General features: G+C 42.4%; 14 protein-coding genes and 1 pseudogene. 3 read left to right on the forward strand and 12 right to left on the reverse strand.

Annotated features, from left to right (window positions below; all coding sequences use genetic code 11):
* Positions 1-46: 46 nt before the first annotated feature.
* From NMG86_RS06645 to NMG86_RS06655, 3 genes are all read right to left on the reverse strand, one after another.
* A complete protein-coding gene (locus NMG86_RS06645; RefSeq protein WP_026797280.1) occupies positions 47-3,661 on the reverse strand; it encodes an Ig-like domain-containing protein in 3,615 nt (1,204 codons plus the stop codon).
* Between the two features lie 280 nt (positions 3,662-3,941).
* A complete protein-coding gene (locus tag NMG86_RS06650; RefSeq protein ID WP_414093000.1) occupies positions 3,942-6,062 on the reverse strand; it encodes a recombinase family protein in 2,121 nt (706 codons plus the stop codon).
* Positions 6,063-6,114: 52 nt separating this feature from the next.
* A complete protein-coding gene (locus NMG86_RS06655; RefSeq protein ID WP_026789185.1) occupies positions 6,115-7,353 on the reverse strand; it encodes an RNA-guided endonuclease InsQ/TnpB family protein in 1,239 nt (412 codons plus the stop codon).
* Between the two features lie 206 nt (positions 7,354-7,559).
* Here NMG86_RS06655 and NMG86_RS06660 point away from each other — a divergent pair, with 206 nt between their 5' ends.
* The gene (locus NMG86_RS06660; RefSeq protein ID WP_026797281.1) at positions 7,560-8,969 is read left to right on the forward strand and encodes a proton extrusion protein PcxA; all 1,410 of its coding nucleotides are present in this window, start codon (positions 7,560-7,562) and stop codon (positions 8,967-8,969) included.
* 143 nt (positions 8,970-9,112) lie between these two features.
* Positions 9,113-9,343 (forward strand): YgiT-type zinc finger protein, encoded by a 231-nt coding sequence (locus NMG86_RS06665; protein ID WP_026797282.1) that lies wholly within the window; start codon positions 9,113-9,115, stop codon positions 9,341-9,343.
* A 6-nt stretch (positions 9,344-9,349) separates the two neighbouring features.
* Here the strand turns inward: NMG86_RS06665 and NMG86_RS06670 are convergent, their stop codons facing one another.
* The 8 genes and pseudogenes from NMG86_RS06670 to gvpA (NMG86_RS06705) all read right to left on the reverse strand — a co-directional run bounded on the left by NMG86_RS06670 (position 9,350) and on the right by gvpA (NMG86_RS06705) (position 14,345).
* Entirely contained in the window at positions 9,350-9,715 is a 366-nt protein-coding gene (locus tag NMG86_RS06670) for a gas vesicle protein (protein WP_026797283.1), read from the reverse strand.
* Entirely contained in the window at positions 9,712-10,908 is a 1,197-nt protein-coding gene (gene gvpN, locus NMG86_RS06675; protein WP_027254984.1) for a gas vesicle protein GvpN, read from the reverse strand. The genes NMG86_RS06670 and gvpN overlap by 4 nt, the downstream gene beginning before the upstream one ends.
* 117 nt (positions 10,909-11,025) lie before the next feature.
* A complete protein-coding gene (gene gvpC, locus NMG86_RS06680) occupies positions 11,026-11,748 on the reverse strand; it encodes a gas vesicle protein GvpC (protein WP_026794296.1) in 723 nt (240 codons plus the stop codon).
* Positions 11,749-11,927: 179 nt separating this feature from the next.
* Positions 11,928-12,146, reverse strand: coding sequence for a gas vesicle structural protein GvpA (gvpA, locus tag NMG86_RS06685; RefSeq protein ID WP_026789190.1), 219 nt, complete (start codon positions 12,144-12,146; stop codon positions 11,928-11,930).
* A 377-nt stretch (positions 12,147-12,523) separates the two neighbouring features.
* Positions 12,524-12,716 (reverse strand): annotated as a pseudogene (gvpA, locus tag NMG86_RS06690) (gas vesicle structural protein GvpA); the annotation flags it as partial.
* Between the two features lie 133 nt (positions 12,717-12,849).
* Positions 12,850-13,368 (reverse strand): hypothetical protein, encoded by a 519-nt coding sequence (locus NMG86_RS06695; protein ID WP_499103596.1) that lies wholly within the window; start codon positions 13,366-13,368, stop codon positions 12,850-12,852.
* Between the two features lie 179 nt (positions 13,369-13,547).
* Positions 13,548-13,766: a gas vesicle structural protein GvpA gene (gene gvpA / locus NMG86_RS06700; RefSeq protein WP_026789190.1), complete on the reverse strand. Its 219-nt coding sequence runs from the start codon at positions 13,764-13,766 to the stop codon at positions 13,548-13,550.
* 360 nt (positions 13,767-14,126) lie between these two features.
* Entirely contained in the window at positions 14,127-14,345 is a 219-nt protein-coding gene (gene gvpA / locus NMG86_RS06705; protein WP_026789190.1) for a gas vesicle structural protein GvpA, read from the reverse strand.
* Positions 14,346-15,096: 751 nt separating this feature from the next.
* On the opposite strand from gvpA (NMG86_RS06705), the gene rpaA reads away from it, so the two are divergent.
* Complete coding sequence (gene rpaA / locus NMG86_RS06710) at positions 15,097-15,876, forward strand: two component system response regulator RpaA (protein ID WP_026789191.1); 780 nt, start codon at positions 15,097-15,099, stop codon at positions 15,874-15,876.
* An 89-nt stretch (positions 15,877-15,965) separates the two neighbouring features.
* Here rpaA and NMG86_RS06715 read toward each other — a convergent pair whose 3' ends face one another.
* On the reverse strand, positions 15,966-16,382 hold the full coding sequence (locus tag NMG86_RS06715; RefSeq protein WP_026789192.1) for a CAAD domain-containing protein: 417 nt from the start codon (positions 16,380-16,382) through the stop codon (positions 15,966-15,968).
* Positions 16,383-16,402 lie beyond the last annotated feature (20 nt).

Below are 16,402 nucleotides of genomic sequence, written 5' to 3' on the forward strand. Positions count from 1 at the left end.
TTTAGGGCTATCTGAAGACAGCCCTAAAGGGCTTACTACAAAATGCCTAGATAATCACAAAATCACTAGGCCCAATTAAGGTACTAATATTATTTGTTTGTGGATCAAGGGATGGTAAAATTCCTAAATCAAAAGCCGGAAGACTATCATCACTTAAATTCGGATCATAGCCCATAACATAAGCACCCGAAAAACCGGCATAAGACAAGTTATTTCGATAAACAAAGAAAGCGGCAGTATCACCCGATCCATTTTGATTTTTCAAGGCAGCATTCACCGCTTGAACATTATCAAAGGTATCTTGGAAAATGATCACCTGTTTATTACTAATATTATCTCCCCCCGAACCCAGGTTAGAAACAATAATCCCCTGTAGGGGAACCACTGTTCCTTCTGCGGTGGTGAAACCGGGGAAACCTAAAGAATTAAATAGGAATCGATCATCACCATTAACATTAAATTCGGTGATCACATCAACACCTTCGGTGGGGGCTAAATAATAGTAGGAATTATTCCCCAAATTTCCAATTAAACTATCCGCACCCCCGCCCCCGGCTAAGGTATCATCATCTTCACCCCCAAACAGGGTATCGTTGCCCTCATCGCCAAAGACTAAATCATTGCCAATTCCTCCAAATACCGTATCCAAGCCATCTCCAGCAAAAATACTATCGTCTCCAAGATCACCGATAATCGAATCATTTCCAGCAGCACCAAAGACAGAATCATCTCCAATCCCGCCGAAGATTGTATCGGCACCGTCCCCACCATTTGCGAAATCATCTCCATCACCGCCGATAATAGAATCATTCCCGGTTCCACCAAATACGGTATCATTGCTTTCCCCGGCATCAATGCTATCGTTACCTGGGCCACCGAGAACTAAGTCTCGACCGACTCCGGCAAAGATTAAGTCGTCTCCATCCTCTCCATAGAGGGAATCATCTCCGGCATTCCCGGTTAGAGAATCATTACCACTTCCCCCTAACAGGGTATCGTTCCCAATCCCACTAATCAGGATGTCATCGTTATTACCACCGGAGAGTAAATTACTATCATCTCCGGCAATTAGGGTATCATTTCCATCTTCCCCTAACAGGGTATTGCGACCCGCCCCGCCATCGAGAGAATCATTGCCTTGACCGCCAAAGAGAGAATCATTGCCGACTTGACCGAGGAGCGTATCATTTCCTTCTTCTCCTTGCAGGACATCATTTCCTTCTCCCCCTTCAAGGGAATCGTTTCCCGTCCCCCCTTCGATAATATCTCGGTTGCCAGCACCGATGAGGGTATCATTCCCGGCAAATCCCCTGATATTTTCACTGAAACCAGTACCAATAATCAGGTCATCTCCATCGGTACCGGTGATGATGTCATCGACAATGGTGATACTAAAAGAATTTTGGGCTGTAGTTCCAATATTATCGGTCAGGAGAAATAGAAATTGATCTCCTCCTGATACATTCCGAGCGCTAAATTGGATGGAACCCGTATCAATATTTTGTTGAGTAAATGAACCCCCGGTATTAATTCGTTGGGGTGTAGATCCGACAATTTGTAAATTCCCTAAGTTGGGTTCTTGGGTGATGCGGTAAAAAATTTCATTGGGGGGATTATCCGGGTCTACCGCAAACAGATTGACGGGAGTGATATTTTTCTGATCATTTTGTAAAACAATAATTCCATTATTGACTAATAATGTCGGGGAAATATTAACAGTAATGAAGACTTGAGCCGTGGACGTTAAGCCATAACTGTTTTGAATGGTATAGGGAAAGGTTGATGGCCCTGTAAAGCCCGGGTTAGGTGTGAAGGTAATATTTCCCCCAGCCGTAATTGATGCACTGCCATTGGCGATTGTTCCCACGCTCACTAAGGTGAGTTGACTTCCCTGGGGATCGGTATCATTTTTTAGTACGTTAAATGTCACTGAACCATCGGGAGGCCGTTTTACCGCATCATTTTGGGCGATGGGTGGCTGTAGGGCGGGAGTCGTGGGTGTTGGTGGTGTTGTCGGTGTGGGAGTTGTTGGGGTGGGAGTTGTCGGTGTTGGTGGGGTTGTTGGTGTGGGAGTTGTTGGTGTTGGTGGAGTTGTTGGTGTTGGTGGAGTTGTTGGTGTGGGAGTTGTTGGTGTTGGTGGAGTTGTTGGTGTGGGAGTTGTTGGTGTTGGGACTGGAATTGGAATAATTGTACCGGAAATTGGAGTAAAACTATCGGCGGTGATGGTATTACTATCCACACCAATTAGAACTGCAATATAGCTTCCAGCACTACCGTTTCTAATAATAGTATTGCCTGCGTTTTCACTACTTTGGCTAATAAATAAGTCACTAAATTGTAAACCTCCAGCTAAACCAATGCGATCGCCGGGTTCAAAATCATTAACAATTTGAGCATCTCCTAAATTTGCACCGCCACTTTCGCTAGTCATCACAAAGGTATCATTTCCTGAGCCTCCGGTCAGGGTATCGACACCTATACCCCCAAACAGGAAATCATCCCCGGTTTCCCCGGAAAGTTGGTCATCGCCTTCGCCCCCAAATACGACATCGTTACCAATACCGCCAAAGATTGTATCGTTTCCTTGGTTTCCATAGAGGTTATCGGCGCCGTCATTGCCAAAAATCAGGTCTTCTTCTCCACCACCATAGATGGTATCGTTGCCCCCATCGCCCCAAAGGACATCACTGCCTTTATCCCCAAAAATAAGATCATTGCCCTCGCCGCCCCGAACACTATCTGCTCCTTGGCCTCCATAAAGGCTATCATTGCCTAAACCGCCAATAACGGTATCATTACCCAGTTGTCCAAACCCGGTATCATCTCCAGCACTGGCATCGAGGACATCATTATCCTTACCGCCATTAAGTTCATCGTTCCCTTCACCTCCGGTGAGGGTATCATTGCCTTCATTTCCGTAGAGGGTATCATTGTCTTCATCCCCTCGCAGTTCGTCATTTCCTGCTAAACCAAAGATGGTATCGTTTCCGGCTAAACCATTAATAACATCATTTCCAGAGGAACCTGTAATATAGTCGCTGGTTTCTGTGCCTTTACCAATACCTTCAATAATAATAGGTTGATTCCCCGCCAATACTTCAATAAAAACTTGAGCCGGGGCGGTTCCATTGGTAACAGTATAACTAAAACTATCTACTCCAAAGAATTTGGGGTCGGGAGTGTAGGTAAAAATTCCTCCCCCATTAAATACTAGGGTTCCGTTTGCTGTTGAACTAAACTGATTAACGGTGATACTGGTTCCACTTCCACCCTTAACCGTATCGTTTTCCAGAACATTAAAAAATGTCGCCTGTCCTAAATTAGTTTGAAAAAAGTCATTATTGGCAACTGGGGCTGGACTTGTCCCACCATTATTATTAGAAGAGGTGGGGGTCGGAGGAGTGGTGGGGGATGCTGTTGGGGTCGGAGGAGTGGTTGGGGCTGCGGTCGGGGTCGGAGGAGTGGTTGGGGCTGTTGTTGGGGGAGGTGCTGGGCGATTTTGAGGCACAAAAATGACTGTTCCGTTAGCACCAGGAAGGGTTTCCCCCACTAGCCCAGTAAAACTTTGAAATACACCCGGTATTTCCGTCGGAAATATTAATAGCACTTCCTGAGTATTAATTACTCTGGCACTAACGGTATTAATTACTGCACTTGTCATTTTTTTGTCTCCTCATGAATGAACCCACTCGATCAAATCTACCTTTAACACCCCGACCCAGGATTAATTTATATTATTCCCAGAATAACTGATGATAATAACATCAATCCCCGGGAATTTATTGAATTAATTTCTTGATTTTGAAAACAACATAAATAACCTCATTTTTTATATTATAATTAAGGTTGAATTTAACTTTTTTGGTTGCCTTTTTGAAAGACAATTATCTGAAAGTTTGGTCAAAACTATTCCCTATATTATCTGGGTTTGAAGATAGCGCTCAAGGGCTGACTACATGAACTAGGGGTAAAAGGGGGCCGAATTGTTCTTGACCATTAACGGCTAAATCACTGTGACAGAGAATTAAGCGATCGCTCACCCGACTTAACAAATCTACAATAATACGGTGCAATCGTTGTAGATCAGCCGACCTTGTATTTGCTTCTGTCCCTGAATACTCCGGTTGTTCCTTGAGAAATAGAGGCGCTCCCCAGAGAATACTCGCTCCTCCACTCAACCACAAGGGAGATCCCACATCTAGCCAAAAGTGCCAAGCATGGGAAGCTCGACTAGCTCGATATTGAAAAATTGTTCCCAAGGTTACGGCCGGAGGTTTAACCCCCAAACTGGATACCGGATAAGGGTTAGCAGAAATCACTCCCTGTCGTAATAACTGAATAAACTGGCCGACTTGTTCCGAGATGATCCCATCGGTTTTCGCCTGTAAACGATTCTGCACCTCCCAATAGTGGAGTGCCGTTTCCATTAACTCGCGTAGTGCAGAGAGTTGATCGTTTCTCAAGCTGCGACCCGTGCCATTACCCAGAAAAAATTGCTGAATCCCTCGATCTAATAACACTACTGGACTGGCTAATAACTGGTTTTGATAGTCTTCCCGTTGAACTTCCAGCCAGTGCAAAATCTGATTATAGGCGACCGTCGCCTGATATCCCAACCGATCCCAACGGGGAAAAGCATTCACGGTCAGTAACCGAGGATTATCTAAGTCAGGCACAAAACAATGATCAGCTAATAACCCCGCCCGTACTGGGTCGATGGAGAAGCAGGGGGAAAGAGTGTCATGGGTGTAGCGGCTCAGGGTAACGAGCATTTCGGCGATCGCATCTCGATGCACCAGATGACCATTCCCCGGATAGACCAATACCATTAAGGTTAATAAGCCTCGAACTAGGGAAGAACTGATTAGGGGACGTTGTTCCTGCATCGACTCAACGGCTATTCCTGCATGGTTTAAAATTTCTCGCAGGGTATAACGGGCGATCGCATCTAAACCAGGGCCAATTAGGGCAATTTCATCGGGCCGTACCTGGCCAGTTTTAACCCCGGCGATAATCTGTTCGGCGGTTTGTCGGAGCAAATCGGCCCGTGATACCGTTTGAATTGATTGAATCTGAGTAGAAAATAACAGGGAGTCGGGAAAAGCGATGGCATTCTCCAACACCAAATCTAAAATCGGTTCGGCCAATTGTTTCCCTAAACCCCTGGGTTGGTCTAAGGTTTCTGTACGACATCGCTTTTGTAAATCCAAGAAGGCGATCGGGTCGGCCCCTAACCCCAAACGTACAGCCCCATTGGAATTGTAGGTAAATGCAGCCATTTTTCCCTGCTCCAGAAAGAACTCAAACAAGTGACGGGCTAGGACGGGATATTCGTCCACGTCGTCGGCTAAAACTACCGGATATCGACGCAGTAGGTGTTTTTGATAGGTGGGATGATGCAGCAGGTGTTGACCATAGAGATCGGCAATCATCCCATAGGTGAGTAACCCCCGCTCTAAGCACCATTCCCGCCATTGTTGTAGCCATTCTCCTATCTGTTTGTAGGGGGTTTCGATGTCGCCCGTGGGCAGAAATCCCTTTTCTAAAATCTGGGGAATAGCCTCTATTGAGGTAACACTCAGGGCCGCTAGTTGCAGAATATCCAGAATTTGGCGCACCATCCGGTTAAGGCTAATCCCTGGACGTCTGAGGGGACTGATTTCCAGATCATGACTCCAAAGCCGGAGGGCAAGTTCCTGTTCGGTTTCGGGGCGTAAGCGCAGGGGAAATTGGGCTTTTAACCCTAACTTTTCGACTAATAGGGGCCAAAACAAAATTACTTCGTCTTGAAAAAACCCTAAAGGGGTTGTGGAATAAAAGGAATATTGTCCCTGGGGGGTAGTAGTTAAACGGTTAACCAGGGCAATGCGATTATCACCATTGGCGGCAAAAATTAAGGTCGTGGTGGCGACAGACTCAGGGTTTAACCTGGGTTTGCGTGGAGGTTGTGGGGGGTGGGGAAGGGTTCCCAGTAGGGGTGTCCACTCACAAAATAATTCGATCAGGCGAGTGGTTTTGCCACTTTGGGAACTTCCGGTAATCCAGAGAGCAGGAGACAGCACGGCAATCGGTCTAAAATTTGTTAATATACCGATCAACTAAACCTACTCAAACCTACTTAAAGGCTGAAAGTTCAGTCATTCGTAGTGGGTCAAGCACCACAGGGTTAAACGGCAAACCCTTTATTCCCTGGTCAACGACATCAGGAATTACTTTTCGAGTGATATTAAATGACCCATTAACATCGGCATTTAATAACCTACCCTTGGCTGTTTTATACAAGCCTCTAGCTATTCTATGTCCCTGAAATCTTGGTCTTTTTTCACCATATTTAGGTAGAGCATCCCCATCTACAGCACTGGCAACAGATGTGTAAGATTCTTCTGTAATCACTACCCGGATTCCTTTCAGTTGGGCTTTATAGGTCAACATTTCGATTAACCGATAATGGGGAATGTTTACAAATTGTTGATTATTCCTTTTACCTAAGTTAATTGATTGTTTCCAGGTAGCATTATGCCCAATTACTAGGATTCCGATTTGATGTTGTGTACACCAATCTATGACTCTTTTGCTGGCTGTATGTAGATAATTTTCTACTCTACAGTTGCGTTTATGAGTCAGATTTTTTAATCTTTGAGATTGGGTTTGATTATGCTTGAGTTTTAGCTGGGATTGTAAAGAAGAACGTTGTTTATTGTAAAAGGTATTAATCGCTTTTAAGGGTCTGCCTTTAATCAAAAGAGGTCTAACACCTATTTGATTGGTAGTTACAGCCATTAAATTATTAACTCCTAAGTCTATACCTGCTATTTCTTGATAATTGGTTGTCTCCTCTGCTTTTTCATAAACGATTTCGATGACATAACAACTACTTTTCGGTACTATCCTCGCCTCGATTATTGACCTTTGTGATGTGGGAATTTTTATTTCACTCATCGAGAGGTGACAAATTCCTTTTTTCAAGGCTTTTTTCGAGATTGATTCGTGAGGATAAGGGAGAATATTGCGCCCTTTGGTTTTATGTTTATATCTAGGTATTTTAGGTTGACCTAAGAAGTTTTCGGGATGTTTTTGCCAGACTTTTACAGCTTGAAAATAACTTGTCCAGGCTGAATCTAATCGGCGGATGATTTGCTTGCTAACTTTTGTGGGTAAGGCTTTGTAGTCTGGGGTTTGTGATAGGAGATGGTAAAGTTGGTTAAAGTTTAATTTCTGGTAGTGTTGAAAGAAGTGTTGACGATAATGATAATTCGCTAGGTTAAACAAATTTTTCGACAAAAAGGCTTTCTGGTCAAGGTCTGACCAGAGGGGATGGTTTTTTGTGACGAGATGACGTTCAACTAGCTTCATGTTGTGATTATACTGTGAACAGGGTTTTCTGAAAACCCCCCTCGCCAAAATTGCTCATTATTGGCATTTAGCTATCAAAATGACTAATATTGAGCAGAATTAGTTAGATTTTTGGCAGTTGCATTTACCCCCGTACATTGTACCGATGTTCCACCAGAACGTCTTTAATTAATATTCATTCCACTGATTCTTAAGGGGTCTAAACCATGGCCGCTGCTGATTCTAATGTATTTAAACAATTCTTTGGCAATGCTAATCAATGGTTTCGTGATACACCGGAACGGGCTTTAGATCAAGCTTATGATGCTGCCTTAAAAATTCGTTCCCTTGAGAATGAGCATTTTCAAGGTGAAAAAATATCTCTGGAATTTCATCCTGAATATAGCGATCGCGTCCTTTCTTATTTTAATTCTGAACTAAAAAAATATCTCAAAATTATTCAGAATCGCTTAATGGTATTTAATGCCAGCCGTTCGGTTTTGGGGTGGTCGGAACAAATCAATCCCTCATCGGGTATTAACCTGGAATTAGAGCAAAAAGTTACCTCGAATGGATCATTACCTCACGGGAAAATAGTTGAGGCTATTTGTGAAAAACTCGATTATATTGATGCGGTAGTTACTCGTTATCAAGCCCCAGAATCCTCGGATTTTTCTCTAAATTTAACCCCAAATTCTCCCGAAAAATCTGTATCACTAAATCCTACAGGAAACCCCCCAAATTCAACTCCAAATTATATCTCTGAAAACAAGAATTTTTTGAATAGTAACCGGAATCCTAGTTCCAGAAAAACGATGAAACCGGGTTTGAGGAACAATAATTCAACTCGGGTTTTACCCCGTTCTTTATTAAGAACATTAGGTCGAATTAAACAGGAACTCAGACCCGGATCGGAGTCGGAAATTATTGCGAGTTATAAGCAAACTCAAGCTAAAACCGTAATTTCTATCCGATTTATTCTGTTGTTGATTTTGATTCCTTTATTGACTCAACAACTGGCTAAAAATTTCTTGGTCGGGCCGATTATAGATGGAATATTTACAAATAAAGAACAAACACCTATTTTTATCAATATTGATCTGGAGGAGGAAGCCTTTATCGAATTAAAACAATATGAAGAACGTCTTAGATTTAAGGCATTGATTAGTCAAGCTCCTGCCTTAACTTCAGAGGAATTAGATGAAAAACTCAAGGAAAAAGCTAAAGGAATAGCTGAACAATATAAGGGAGATAGTAGTAGCGCGATCAAGAATGTTTTCGCAGATATTATCTCGGTTTTTATGTTCGCTTTTATTTTAGTTTCCAACCGCAGTGAGGTAGAGATTCTCAAATCATTTATGGGGGATTTAATTTATGGATTGAGTGATAGTGCGAAAGCTTTTATTATTATTTTGTCTACGGATATGTTTGTGGGGTTTCACTCTCCCCACGGTTGGGAGGTGATTTTAGAAAGTACCGCCCGACATTTCGGACTTCCTGAAAATCGGGACTTCAATTTTTTGTTTATTGCGACCTTTCCAGTTATCTTAGATGCGGTGTTTAAATATTGGATTTTCCGTTATCTCAACCGCAGTTCTCCTTCTGCTGTTTCTACTTATAAAACGATGAATGAATAAATTAATGTGAAAAAAATAGAAGAAATTCGTCATCAACTCCAATCAGGTAAATTTGACTTTAGCCGTCATGCTTTTAGGCGTGCCGTAGAGCGGAATATTTGTGAATTTGAATCAATGGATTAACTATTCCCAAAGGAGATAAAATGTCTCAATGTCATGTTTGTGGCGCAACAGAATTTCACACAGAACAAGTCAGTGAGATTTTCCAAATTAATGGAAAATTCTATCTGGTAGAAAAAATTCCTGCTCAGGTCTGTTCTAGGTGCGGTGAAGTTACATTTAGTCGGGAAACGACGGAAAATATTAGAAAGATGTTACATGGAGAATTACAACCTATTAAATCTATTAATTTGGATGTATTTGCCTACCAATAGCTTCTTTTATTCCATTTCTTTGGGTTGGTTTTCTTGAGGTAATAATGCTTTTAAGGCTTTGACTTCCTCCTGTAATAATTTAACCTGTTCTAATAATTCTTGATTACTCTCGGTTAAAACTTTGGTTTGACTACTTAAATAGGGGTCACTTTCCCACCAATTAATCCCAATTTCCCTAGCTTTATCGACGGAAGCAATTAACAAACGAATTCTAATATTTAGGAGTTCGGTGGAACCCACGGAAACGGAAATATCCCCAGCGATGACAATACCCTTATCTAAAACCCTTTCTAAAATATCAGCTAAACTCGATCCTTGGGTCGATGTGGGAACACCCCGTTGTATATTTGATGGACGTTGCTGTGAGTTCATGGTTGAATTAATTCTCCTTGTTTGTTCACCGCAAAGAAACGATTATCCTGCTGTTTCAGATGTCCTTGTTTTAATAAAGAGCGCAATACATTAGTGGTTTGGACTCGATTTAATCCTAACGCTACTTCAATTTCTGAAACCCTGGCGCTGGTGGTTTTCTGTAAATATTGATAAACTTGTTCTTCAATTTCTAAGGAGTTATTTTCGGTTAATTGAGTTTCTGATAGGGGTAAAAAACTGTTAGTTGATGTGTCACCATCGGTTAATACGGTTTTGATCACTTTTTCTAATTTATTCTGAGCTTCTGTTAGGGATAGGTTGGTACGGGATAATAAAATATCGGCACAAACTTTAATAAAATCCTGATTATTTTCCTGAATAGAAATATCATGTTCATGACAGATTTTGGCAATAATCAATCCGGGTCTTAATCCCGATGCTTTATCAATATGGGGTCGGGCAGCTTTACCATTTTGAACGGGTTTAATTTCTTTTTTTTGGGTGGTTATTTCTAAATAAATTTTGACTATTTCAATAATGTTTTTGGCATCTTCGGGGGAAATTCCGATTTTTTGAATTAAAATTTCCTGCTGGGTTTCGTCATCTGGTTCGGGCATATCAATAGTAATTAACCGATCTAATAACGCATCTTGAGTCCCATAAACTCCACAATATTCTTCGGGGTTTGAGGTAAAAATAGCTCTAAAATGGGGGTTAACTCGAATATATTCTGAACGGCTATTATTCGGAGGCAGCACTAATAATTTTTCTTCTAAAGCAGACAGTAAAACGTTATTCACCTCTGGACGGGAACGGTTAAACTCATCATAAACCAGGGTAAATCCTTCTTTACACGCCAAGGTCAGACGAGAATCAATCCAATTTTGTCGTAATTCATCTTCTAATTTAACAACACTATGAATAAAATTATCAACAACTTTCTTGCGAGTATAGCCTAGTTGGTTGCCAATTAAATCGGAGGATTTGAGTTCATCATCCCCAAAAATTAAAACGATGGGACGGTTTAATAAATCGGCTAAGTGCATCGCCAGGGTGGTTTTTCCGGTTCCGGCTGGCCCCCGTAAGTGCAGAGAAAAGCCACTCTGAAGATACCTCAAGGCTCTAATTGTAAGTTGTTCAATGGTTGGAGTATTAACAAAGCCTTTAGGACGAGCTTGAAGCACGGTAGTCATATTTTTAATGGCGTTATTTAGCTAAAATACTGCCGAGTTAGGGATTAGCGGCAGGTTTAATTTAATGTTATATCAGGGAACCGAGAATGGAGGATAAACCTACAAACCTAGGATTTCTTAACAGGAATATAAACGCGATGGAATAGAGCGTTGCGGGGTAATCGCTTTTCGCGGTTTTCGGTGGGAACTCCCCCAAACTGTCTGTTGAAGTTTGAGGTGATAGTCTTGCAGTTCGGCGCGAAATACCCCTAAATCCTCAAATAACTTCTGAACAGCGTCTTTTCTTTCCGTCCGACTCTGTTGGAGTTGTTGTTGTAATTGTGCGGCCATTTGCTGGTGCAGAATATCTAACTCCCCTAAATATTCTTCGACTTCCCGATATAGGGTTTGACGAAAAATAGCTAAGTCCTCAAGTAAAGTTTCCCTAGCTTCTAGGCGCTGTTTCTGATAATTAGCTAACAGATCCGTTACCCGATATTCTAGGTCTTCCCGAAATTCAGATAATTGCTGATGCAGTTGGGCTGCGACCTGTGAGCGTTCTTCGATGGTTTGCTGCAAAAACTCACCCACTTCCTGGGATAATTGCTGGATAAAGTTTTCCAGTTGTTCTCGCTGTTGCTGGGCTACCCACAAACGCTCGGTGCTGATGTTTGTTAATAATTCTTGGGTTTGTTGTTGTACACCCGTGACAAACCCCTGTCGAGATTCTTGATCATCTAAAGCCTGATTTTGGCGCTCTTGTTGCCAGAGGGATAGGGTGGTTTGAACTTGCTGTTGCCGTTCTTGAACTCCCTGTTGGCGTCCGATACGATCCTGTTGCCACTTGTCTTTTAAAGCCATAATTTTTTTGAAACCCTCGTGTCAGTGGGTTGTGCATTTCTGGGCATTGGGTATGGGCAGTGAATTGCGTTGACTATACTTACACCCTGAATTATTAGTGGGTAAAACTTTATCCCAAACCATAATGAGTGAAGCGTTCTGCTTTTTTTGCTCCATACCCGTTGCCTATTCCATCAATCTTAGACCGAAGGAACAGCCGCCTGTGCGGTTAAACCAACGGCTTCTGCGTACTTGAGATAGGTTTCAACAGAAGCGATCACGATTCTTGCTTCTATGGATAGAAGCTCGATTCCAACGAGGGAAACCCGTACCCAAGCGTCAATCACAATGCCTTTATCTAAGATCCGATCGATAACTTCGGCCAGACTGGAGGATGAGTTTACTTTTTCAACGGCCATGAGTCTATTACTCCTTTTTGGTGGAAAGAACTGGGTATATGCTTATAGAGTTCTTTAGGCTAATCATACCCCGAAAGTTGCTAATTTTGATGTTTGTTTGTTACTTATTTTTACAATTTCTCAATCTTTATTTATCCCTGGGGTTGATCCAGGGTCGCAGGTTGAGGCACTCCGGGGTTAACGGTGGATTGGGGTTTAATAGAATGGGGAATGGCTTGGGATCGGCTTTGGGTATGGGCAGTAAATTGCGTTGACTATACTTACACCCTGAATCATTAATGGGTAAAACTTTATCCCAAACCATAATGAGTGAAGCGTTCTGCTTTTTTTGCTCCATACCCGTTGCCTATTCCATCAATCTTAGACCGAAGGAACAGCGCCTGTGCGGTTAAACCAACGGCTTCTGCGTACTTGAGATAGGTTTCAACAGAAGCGATCACGATTCTTGCTTCTATGGATAGAAGCTCGATTCCAACGAGGAAACCCGTACCCAAGCGTCAATCACAATGCCTTTATCTAAGATCCGATCGATAACTTCGGCCAGACTGGAGATGAGTTTACTTTTTCAACGCCATGAGTCTATTACTCCTTTTTGGTGGAAAGAACTGGTATATGCTTATAGAGTTCTTTAGCTAATCATACCCGAAAGTTGCTAATTTTGATGCTTGTTTGTTACTTATTTTTACAATTTCTCAATCTTTATTTATCCCTGGGGTTGATCCAGGGTCGCAGGTTGAGGCACTCCGGGGTTAACGGTGGGTTGGGGTTTAATAGGATGTCGGTGGGAACTCCCCCAAACTGTCTGTTGAAGTTTGAGGTGATAGTCTTGTAGTTCGGCGCGAAATACCCCTAAATCCTCGAATAACTTCTGAACAGCGTCTTTTCTTTCCGTCCGACTCTGTTGGAGTTGTTGTTGTAATTGTGCGGCCATTTGCTGGTGCAGAATATCTAACTCCCCTAAATATTCTTCGACTTCCCGATATAGGGTTTGACGAAAAATAGCTAAGTCCTCAAGTAAAGTTTCCCTAGCTTCTAGGCGCTGTTTCTGATAATTAGCTAACAGATCCGTTACCCGATATTCTAGGTCTTCCCGAAATTCAGAAGCCTGATTTTGGCGCTCTTGTTGCCAGAGGGATAGGGTGGTTTGAACTTGCTGTTGCCGTTCTTGAACTCCCTGTTGGCGTCCGATACGATCCTGTTGCCACTTGTCTTTTAAAGCCATAATTTTTTTGAAACCCTCGTGTCAGTGGGTTGTGCATTTCTGGGCATTGGGTATGGGCAGTGAATTGCGTTGACTATACTTACACCCTGAATTATTAGTGGGTAAAACTTTATCCCAAACCATAATGAGTGAAGCGTTCTGCTTTTTTTGCTCCATACCCGTTGCCTATTCCATCAATCTTAGACCGAAGGAACAGCCGCCTGTGCGGTTAAACCAACGGCTTCTGCGTACTTGAGATAGGTTTCAACAGAAGCGATCACGATTCTTGCTTCTATGGATAGAAGCTCGATTCCAACGAGGGAAACCCGTACCCAAGCGTCAATCACAATGCCTTTATCTAAGATCCGATCGATAACTTCGGCCAGACTGGAGGATGAGTTTACTTTTTCAACGGCCATGAGTCTATTACTCCTTTTTGGTGGAAAGAACTGGGTATATGCTTATAGAGTTCTTTAGGCTAATCATACCCCGAAAGTTGCTAATTTTGATGCTTGTTTGTTACTTATTTTTACAATTTCTCAATCTTTATTTATCCCTGGGGTTGATCCAGGGTCGCAGGTTGAGGCACTCCGGGGTTAACGGTGGGTTGGGGTTTAATAGAATGGGGAATGGCTTGGGATCGGCTTTGGGTATGGGCAGTGAATTGCGTTGACTATACTTACACCCTGAATTATTAGTGGGTAAAACTTTATCCCAAACCATAATGAGTGAAGCGTTCTGCTTTTTTTGCTCCATACCCGTTGCCTATTCCATCAATCTTAGACCGAAGGAACAGCCGCCTGTGCGGTTAAACCAACGGCTTCTGCGTACTTGAGATAGGTTTCAACAGAAGCGATCACGATTCTTGCTTCTATGGATAGAAGCTCGATTCCAACGAGGGAAACCCGTACCCAAGCGTCAATCACAATGCCTTTATCTAAGATCCGATCGATAACTTCGGCCAGACTGGAGGATGAGTTTACTTTTTCAACGGCCATGAGTCTATTACTCCTTTTTGGTGGAAAGAACTGGGTATATGCTTATAGAGTTCTTTAGGCTAATCATACCCCGAAAGTTGCTAATTTTGATGCTTGTTTGTTACTTATTTTTACAATTTCTCAATCTTTATTTATCCCTGGGAATGAATTTGTGCATTGACACTCTCAGGTCTGAAGACGCGCTCGATTCTTGGTTCAACGAAACCACTTAATCAAAGTACCTTGCAGTGCTTTAACCAGAGGTGGGATTCTCCCCAAGCTAAAGAGCGGGTATGCCCTACCCTATTCGCATTAATGCGAGTTCTTTTTTGCTTAAAAACTGTTCGTCTAGCTCCCATGAATCTTTTACCCACTGCTGGGGGAAAACTAGAACTTTGCAGTAGAACCCTATAGATTCAATTGTCAAGGTTCAGCGTCTTGCCGTTAGGCGACTAGGTTTTTATACAGGTTGTTTACCTTTTCCTGTTACTGGATATATTAACATAGATTGAAGAAATATTCACGGGGGTTAAAACCCCCTGAGTCGCTTTTCATCTCAGGTCTGAAGACACTGAGTTTTCAAGCTCCCAGACTTATGTTATAATTAATTCCGATTTCAAAAATTGTTGCATAAAAAACCAAAAAATGTTATAATCATTTGCGCCGTTTAAGTTATCAGTTAAAAATCAAAAATAAAGAGTGGAGATTTATATTTTATCTTTACTGATAACTGATAGCTGATTATGTTGTGCCCAAATCACCGGATTAAATAATGCCCCGGATATTAGTCATAGATGATGACCCCGCAATTTCGGAACTGGTAGCCATTAACTTAGAAATGGCTGGTTATGAAGTGAGCCAAGCAGAAGATGGGATTAAAGGGCAAGCCCTGGCGATGCAATTGTTGCCAGATTTAATTATTTTGGATTTAATGTTGCCGAAGGTGGACGGGTTCACCATTTGCCAACGTTTACGCCGGGATGAACGCACGACAGATATTCCGGTGTTGATGTTAACTGCATTGGGACAAACCCAAAACAAAGTTGAAGGGTTTAATTCGGGGGCCGATGATTATTTAACCAAACCTTTTGAGTTAGAAGAAATGTTGGCAAGGGTGAGGGCTCTGTTGCGAAGAACTGATCGCATTCCCCATGCGGCTAAACATAGCGAAATTCTCAGTTATGGCACTTTAACCTTAGTCCCTGAAAGGTTTGAAGCGATTTGGTTTGAGACCACCGTTAAATTGACCCATTTGGAATTTGAACTTTTACATTGCTTGCTGCAACGTCATGGTCAAACCGTTGCGCCTAGTGAGATTTTAAAAGAAGTTTGGGGTTATGACCCCAATGATGATATCGAGACGATCCGAGTTCATATTCGCCATTTACGCACAAAAATGGAACCCGATCCCCGTCATCCTCGCTATATTAAAACCATCTACGGTGCAGGATATTGTTTGGAACTTCCCACGGGCAAGGGGAAACCCGATGATCTCGCCCCCCCTACGGAGTCCTCTATAGACGGAAATGGAGCCAAGGGGAAGAAGAAATAGGGAGCAGGGGGAGGGGAGGCAGGGGGGAGAAATCATTAACTCTGGTCTTTTGTCCCCGGTCTTCTGTCTCCTGTCCCTATATAAAGAAGTTAGTCGCCTGTAACTTGTTCTTTGTAGGATTTGAATTCTTGAACTAATTCCTGACGGGTTGAGGCTTTGAGCAGGTAACGATAGACAAACCAAGCGGTATATCCCATACCAATTAACTCAAAGGTTGGAGCTAAAAGAGGAACATCATTCAGAGCATCGATCACCGCAAATAAAACCTTCAGAGTCACAAGGGCGGATAAAATCAGAACAATGGTAATAATTGGTTTTTGGTAGGAGCCAAAAAAACTGGAGATGTAACCCGGAAGTTCGGATAAGACAACTACAACTTTTTCTTTAATTTCATCAAACTGGGCATTGGTTGAAGGGGAGGTAATAGCACCACCTGTTTCTACAGTGACATCTATTTTGGCTCCGGTAGGGGTGGATGTGTCCGTGATCTTCGTGGGTTCTTGCATTTTTCGTCTCCTTGTTTAAA

Origin of the sequence: Planktothrix rubescens CCAP 1459/22, assembly GCA_904830895.1 — a bacterium.
Classification (GTDB): Bacteria; Cyanobacteriota; Cyanobacteriia; order Cyanobacteriales; family Microcoleaceae; genus Planktothrix; species Planktothrix agardhii.

What these genes read in the sequence shown, in the direction of transcription:
- gvpA (WP_026789190.1), bottom strand. Translation starts at nt 12,146, where the DNA reads ATGGCCGTTGAAAAAGTAAACTCATCCTCCAGTCTGGCCGAAGTTATC.
- gvpN (WP_027254984.1), bottom strand. Translation starts at nt 10,908, where the DNA reads ATGACTACCGTGCTTCAAGCTCGTCCTAAAGGCTTTGTTAATACTCCA.
- gvpA (WP_026789190.1), bottom strand. Translation starts at nt 14,345, where the DNA reads ATGGCCGTTGAAAAAGTAAACTCATCCTCCAGTCTGGCCGAAGTTATC.
- gvpA (WP_026789190.1), bottom strand. Translation starts at nt 13,766, where the DNA reads ATGGCCGTTGAAAAAGTAAACTCATCCTCCAGTCTGGCCGAAGTTATC.
- NMG86_RS06715 (WP_026789192.1), bottom strand. Translation starts at nt 16,382, where the DNA reads ATGCAAGAACCCACGAAGATCACGGACACATCCACCCCTACCGGAGCC.
- NMG86_RS06665 (WP_026797282.1), top strand. Translation starts at nt 9,113, where the DNA reads ATGTCTCAATGTCATGTTTGTGGCGCAACAGAATTTCACACAGAACAA.
- gvpC (WP_026794296.1), bottom strand. Translation starts at nt 11,748, where the DNA reads ATGGCTTTAAAAGACAAGTGGCAACAGGATCGTATCGGACGCCAACAG.
- NMG86_RS06645 (WP_026797280.1), bottom strand. Translation starts at nt 3,661, where the DNA reads ATGACAAGTGCAGTAATTAATACCGTTAGTGCCAGAGTAATTAATACT.
- NMG86_RS06655 (WP_026789185.1), bottom strand. Translation starts at nt 7,353, where the DNA reads ATGAAGCTAGTTGAACGTCATCTCGTCACAAAAAACCATCCCCTCTGG.
- NMG86_RS06695 (WP_499103596.1), bottom strand. Translation starts at nt 13,368, where the DNA reads ATGGCTTTAAAAGACAAGTGGCAACAGGATCGTATCGGACGCCAACAG.
- NMG86_RS06660 (WP_026797281.1), top strand. Translation starts at nt 7,560, where the DNA reads ATGGCCGCTGCTGATTCTAATGTATTTAAACAATTCTTTGGCAATGCT.
- NMG86_RS06670 (WP_026797283.1), bottom strand. Translation starts at nt 9,715, where the DNA reads ATGAACTCACAGCAACGTCCATCAAATATACAACGGGGTGTTCCCACA.
- rpaA (WP_026789191.1), top strand. Translation starts at nt 15,097, where the DNA reads ATGCCCCGGATATTAGTCATAGATGATGACCCCGCAATTTCGGAACTG.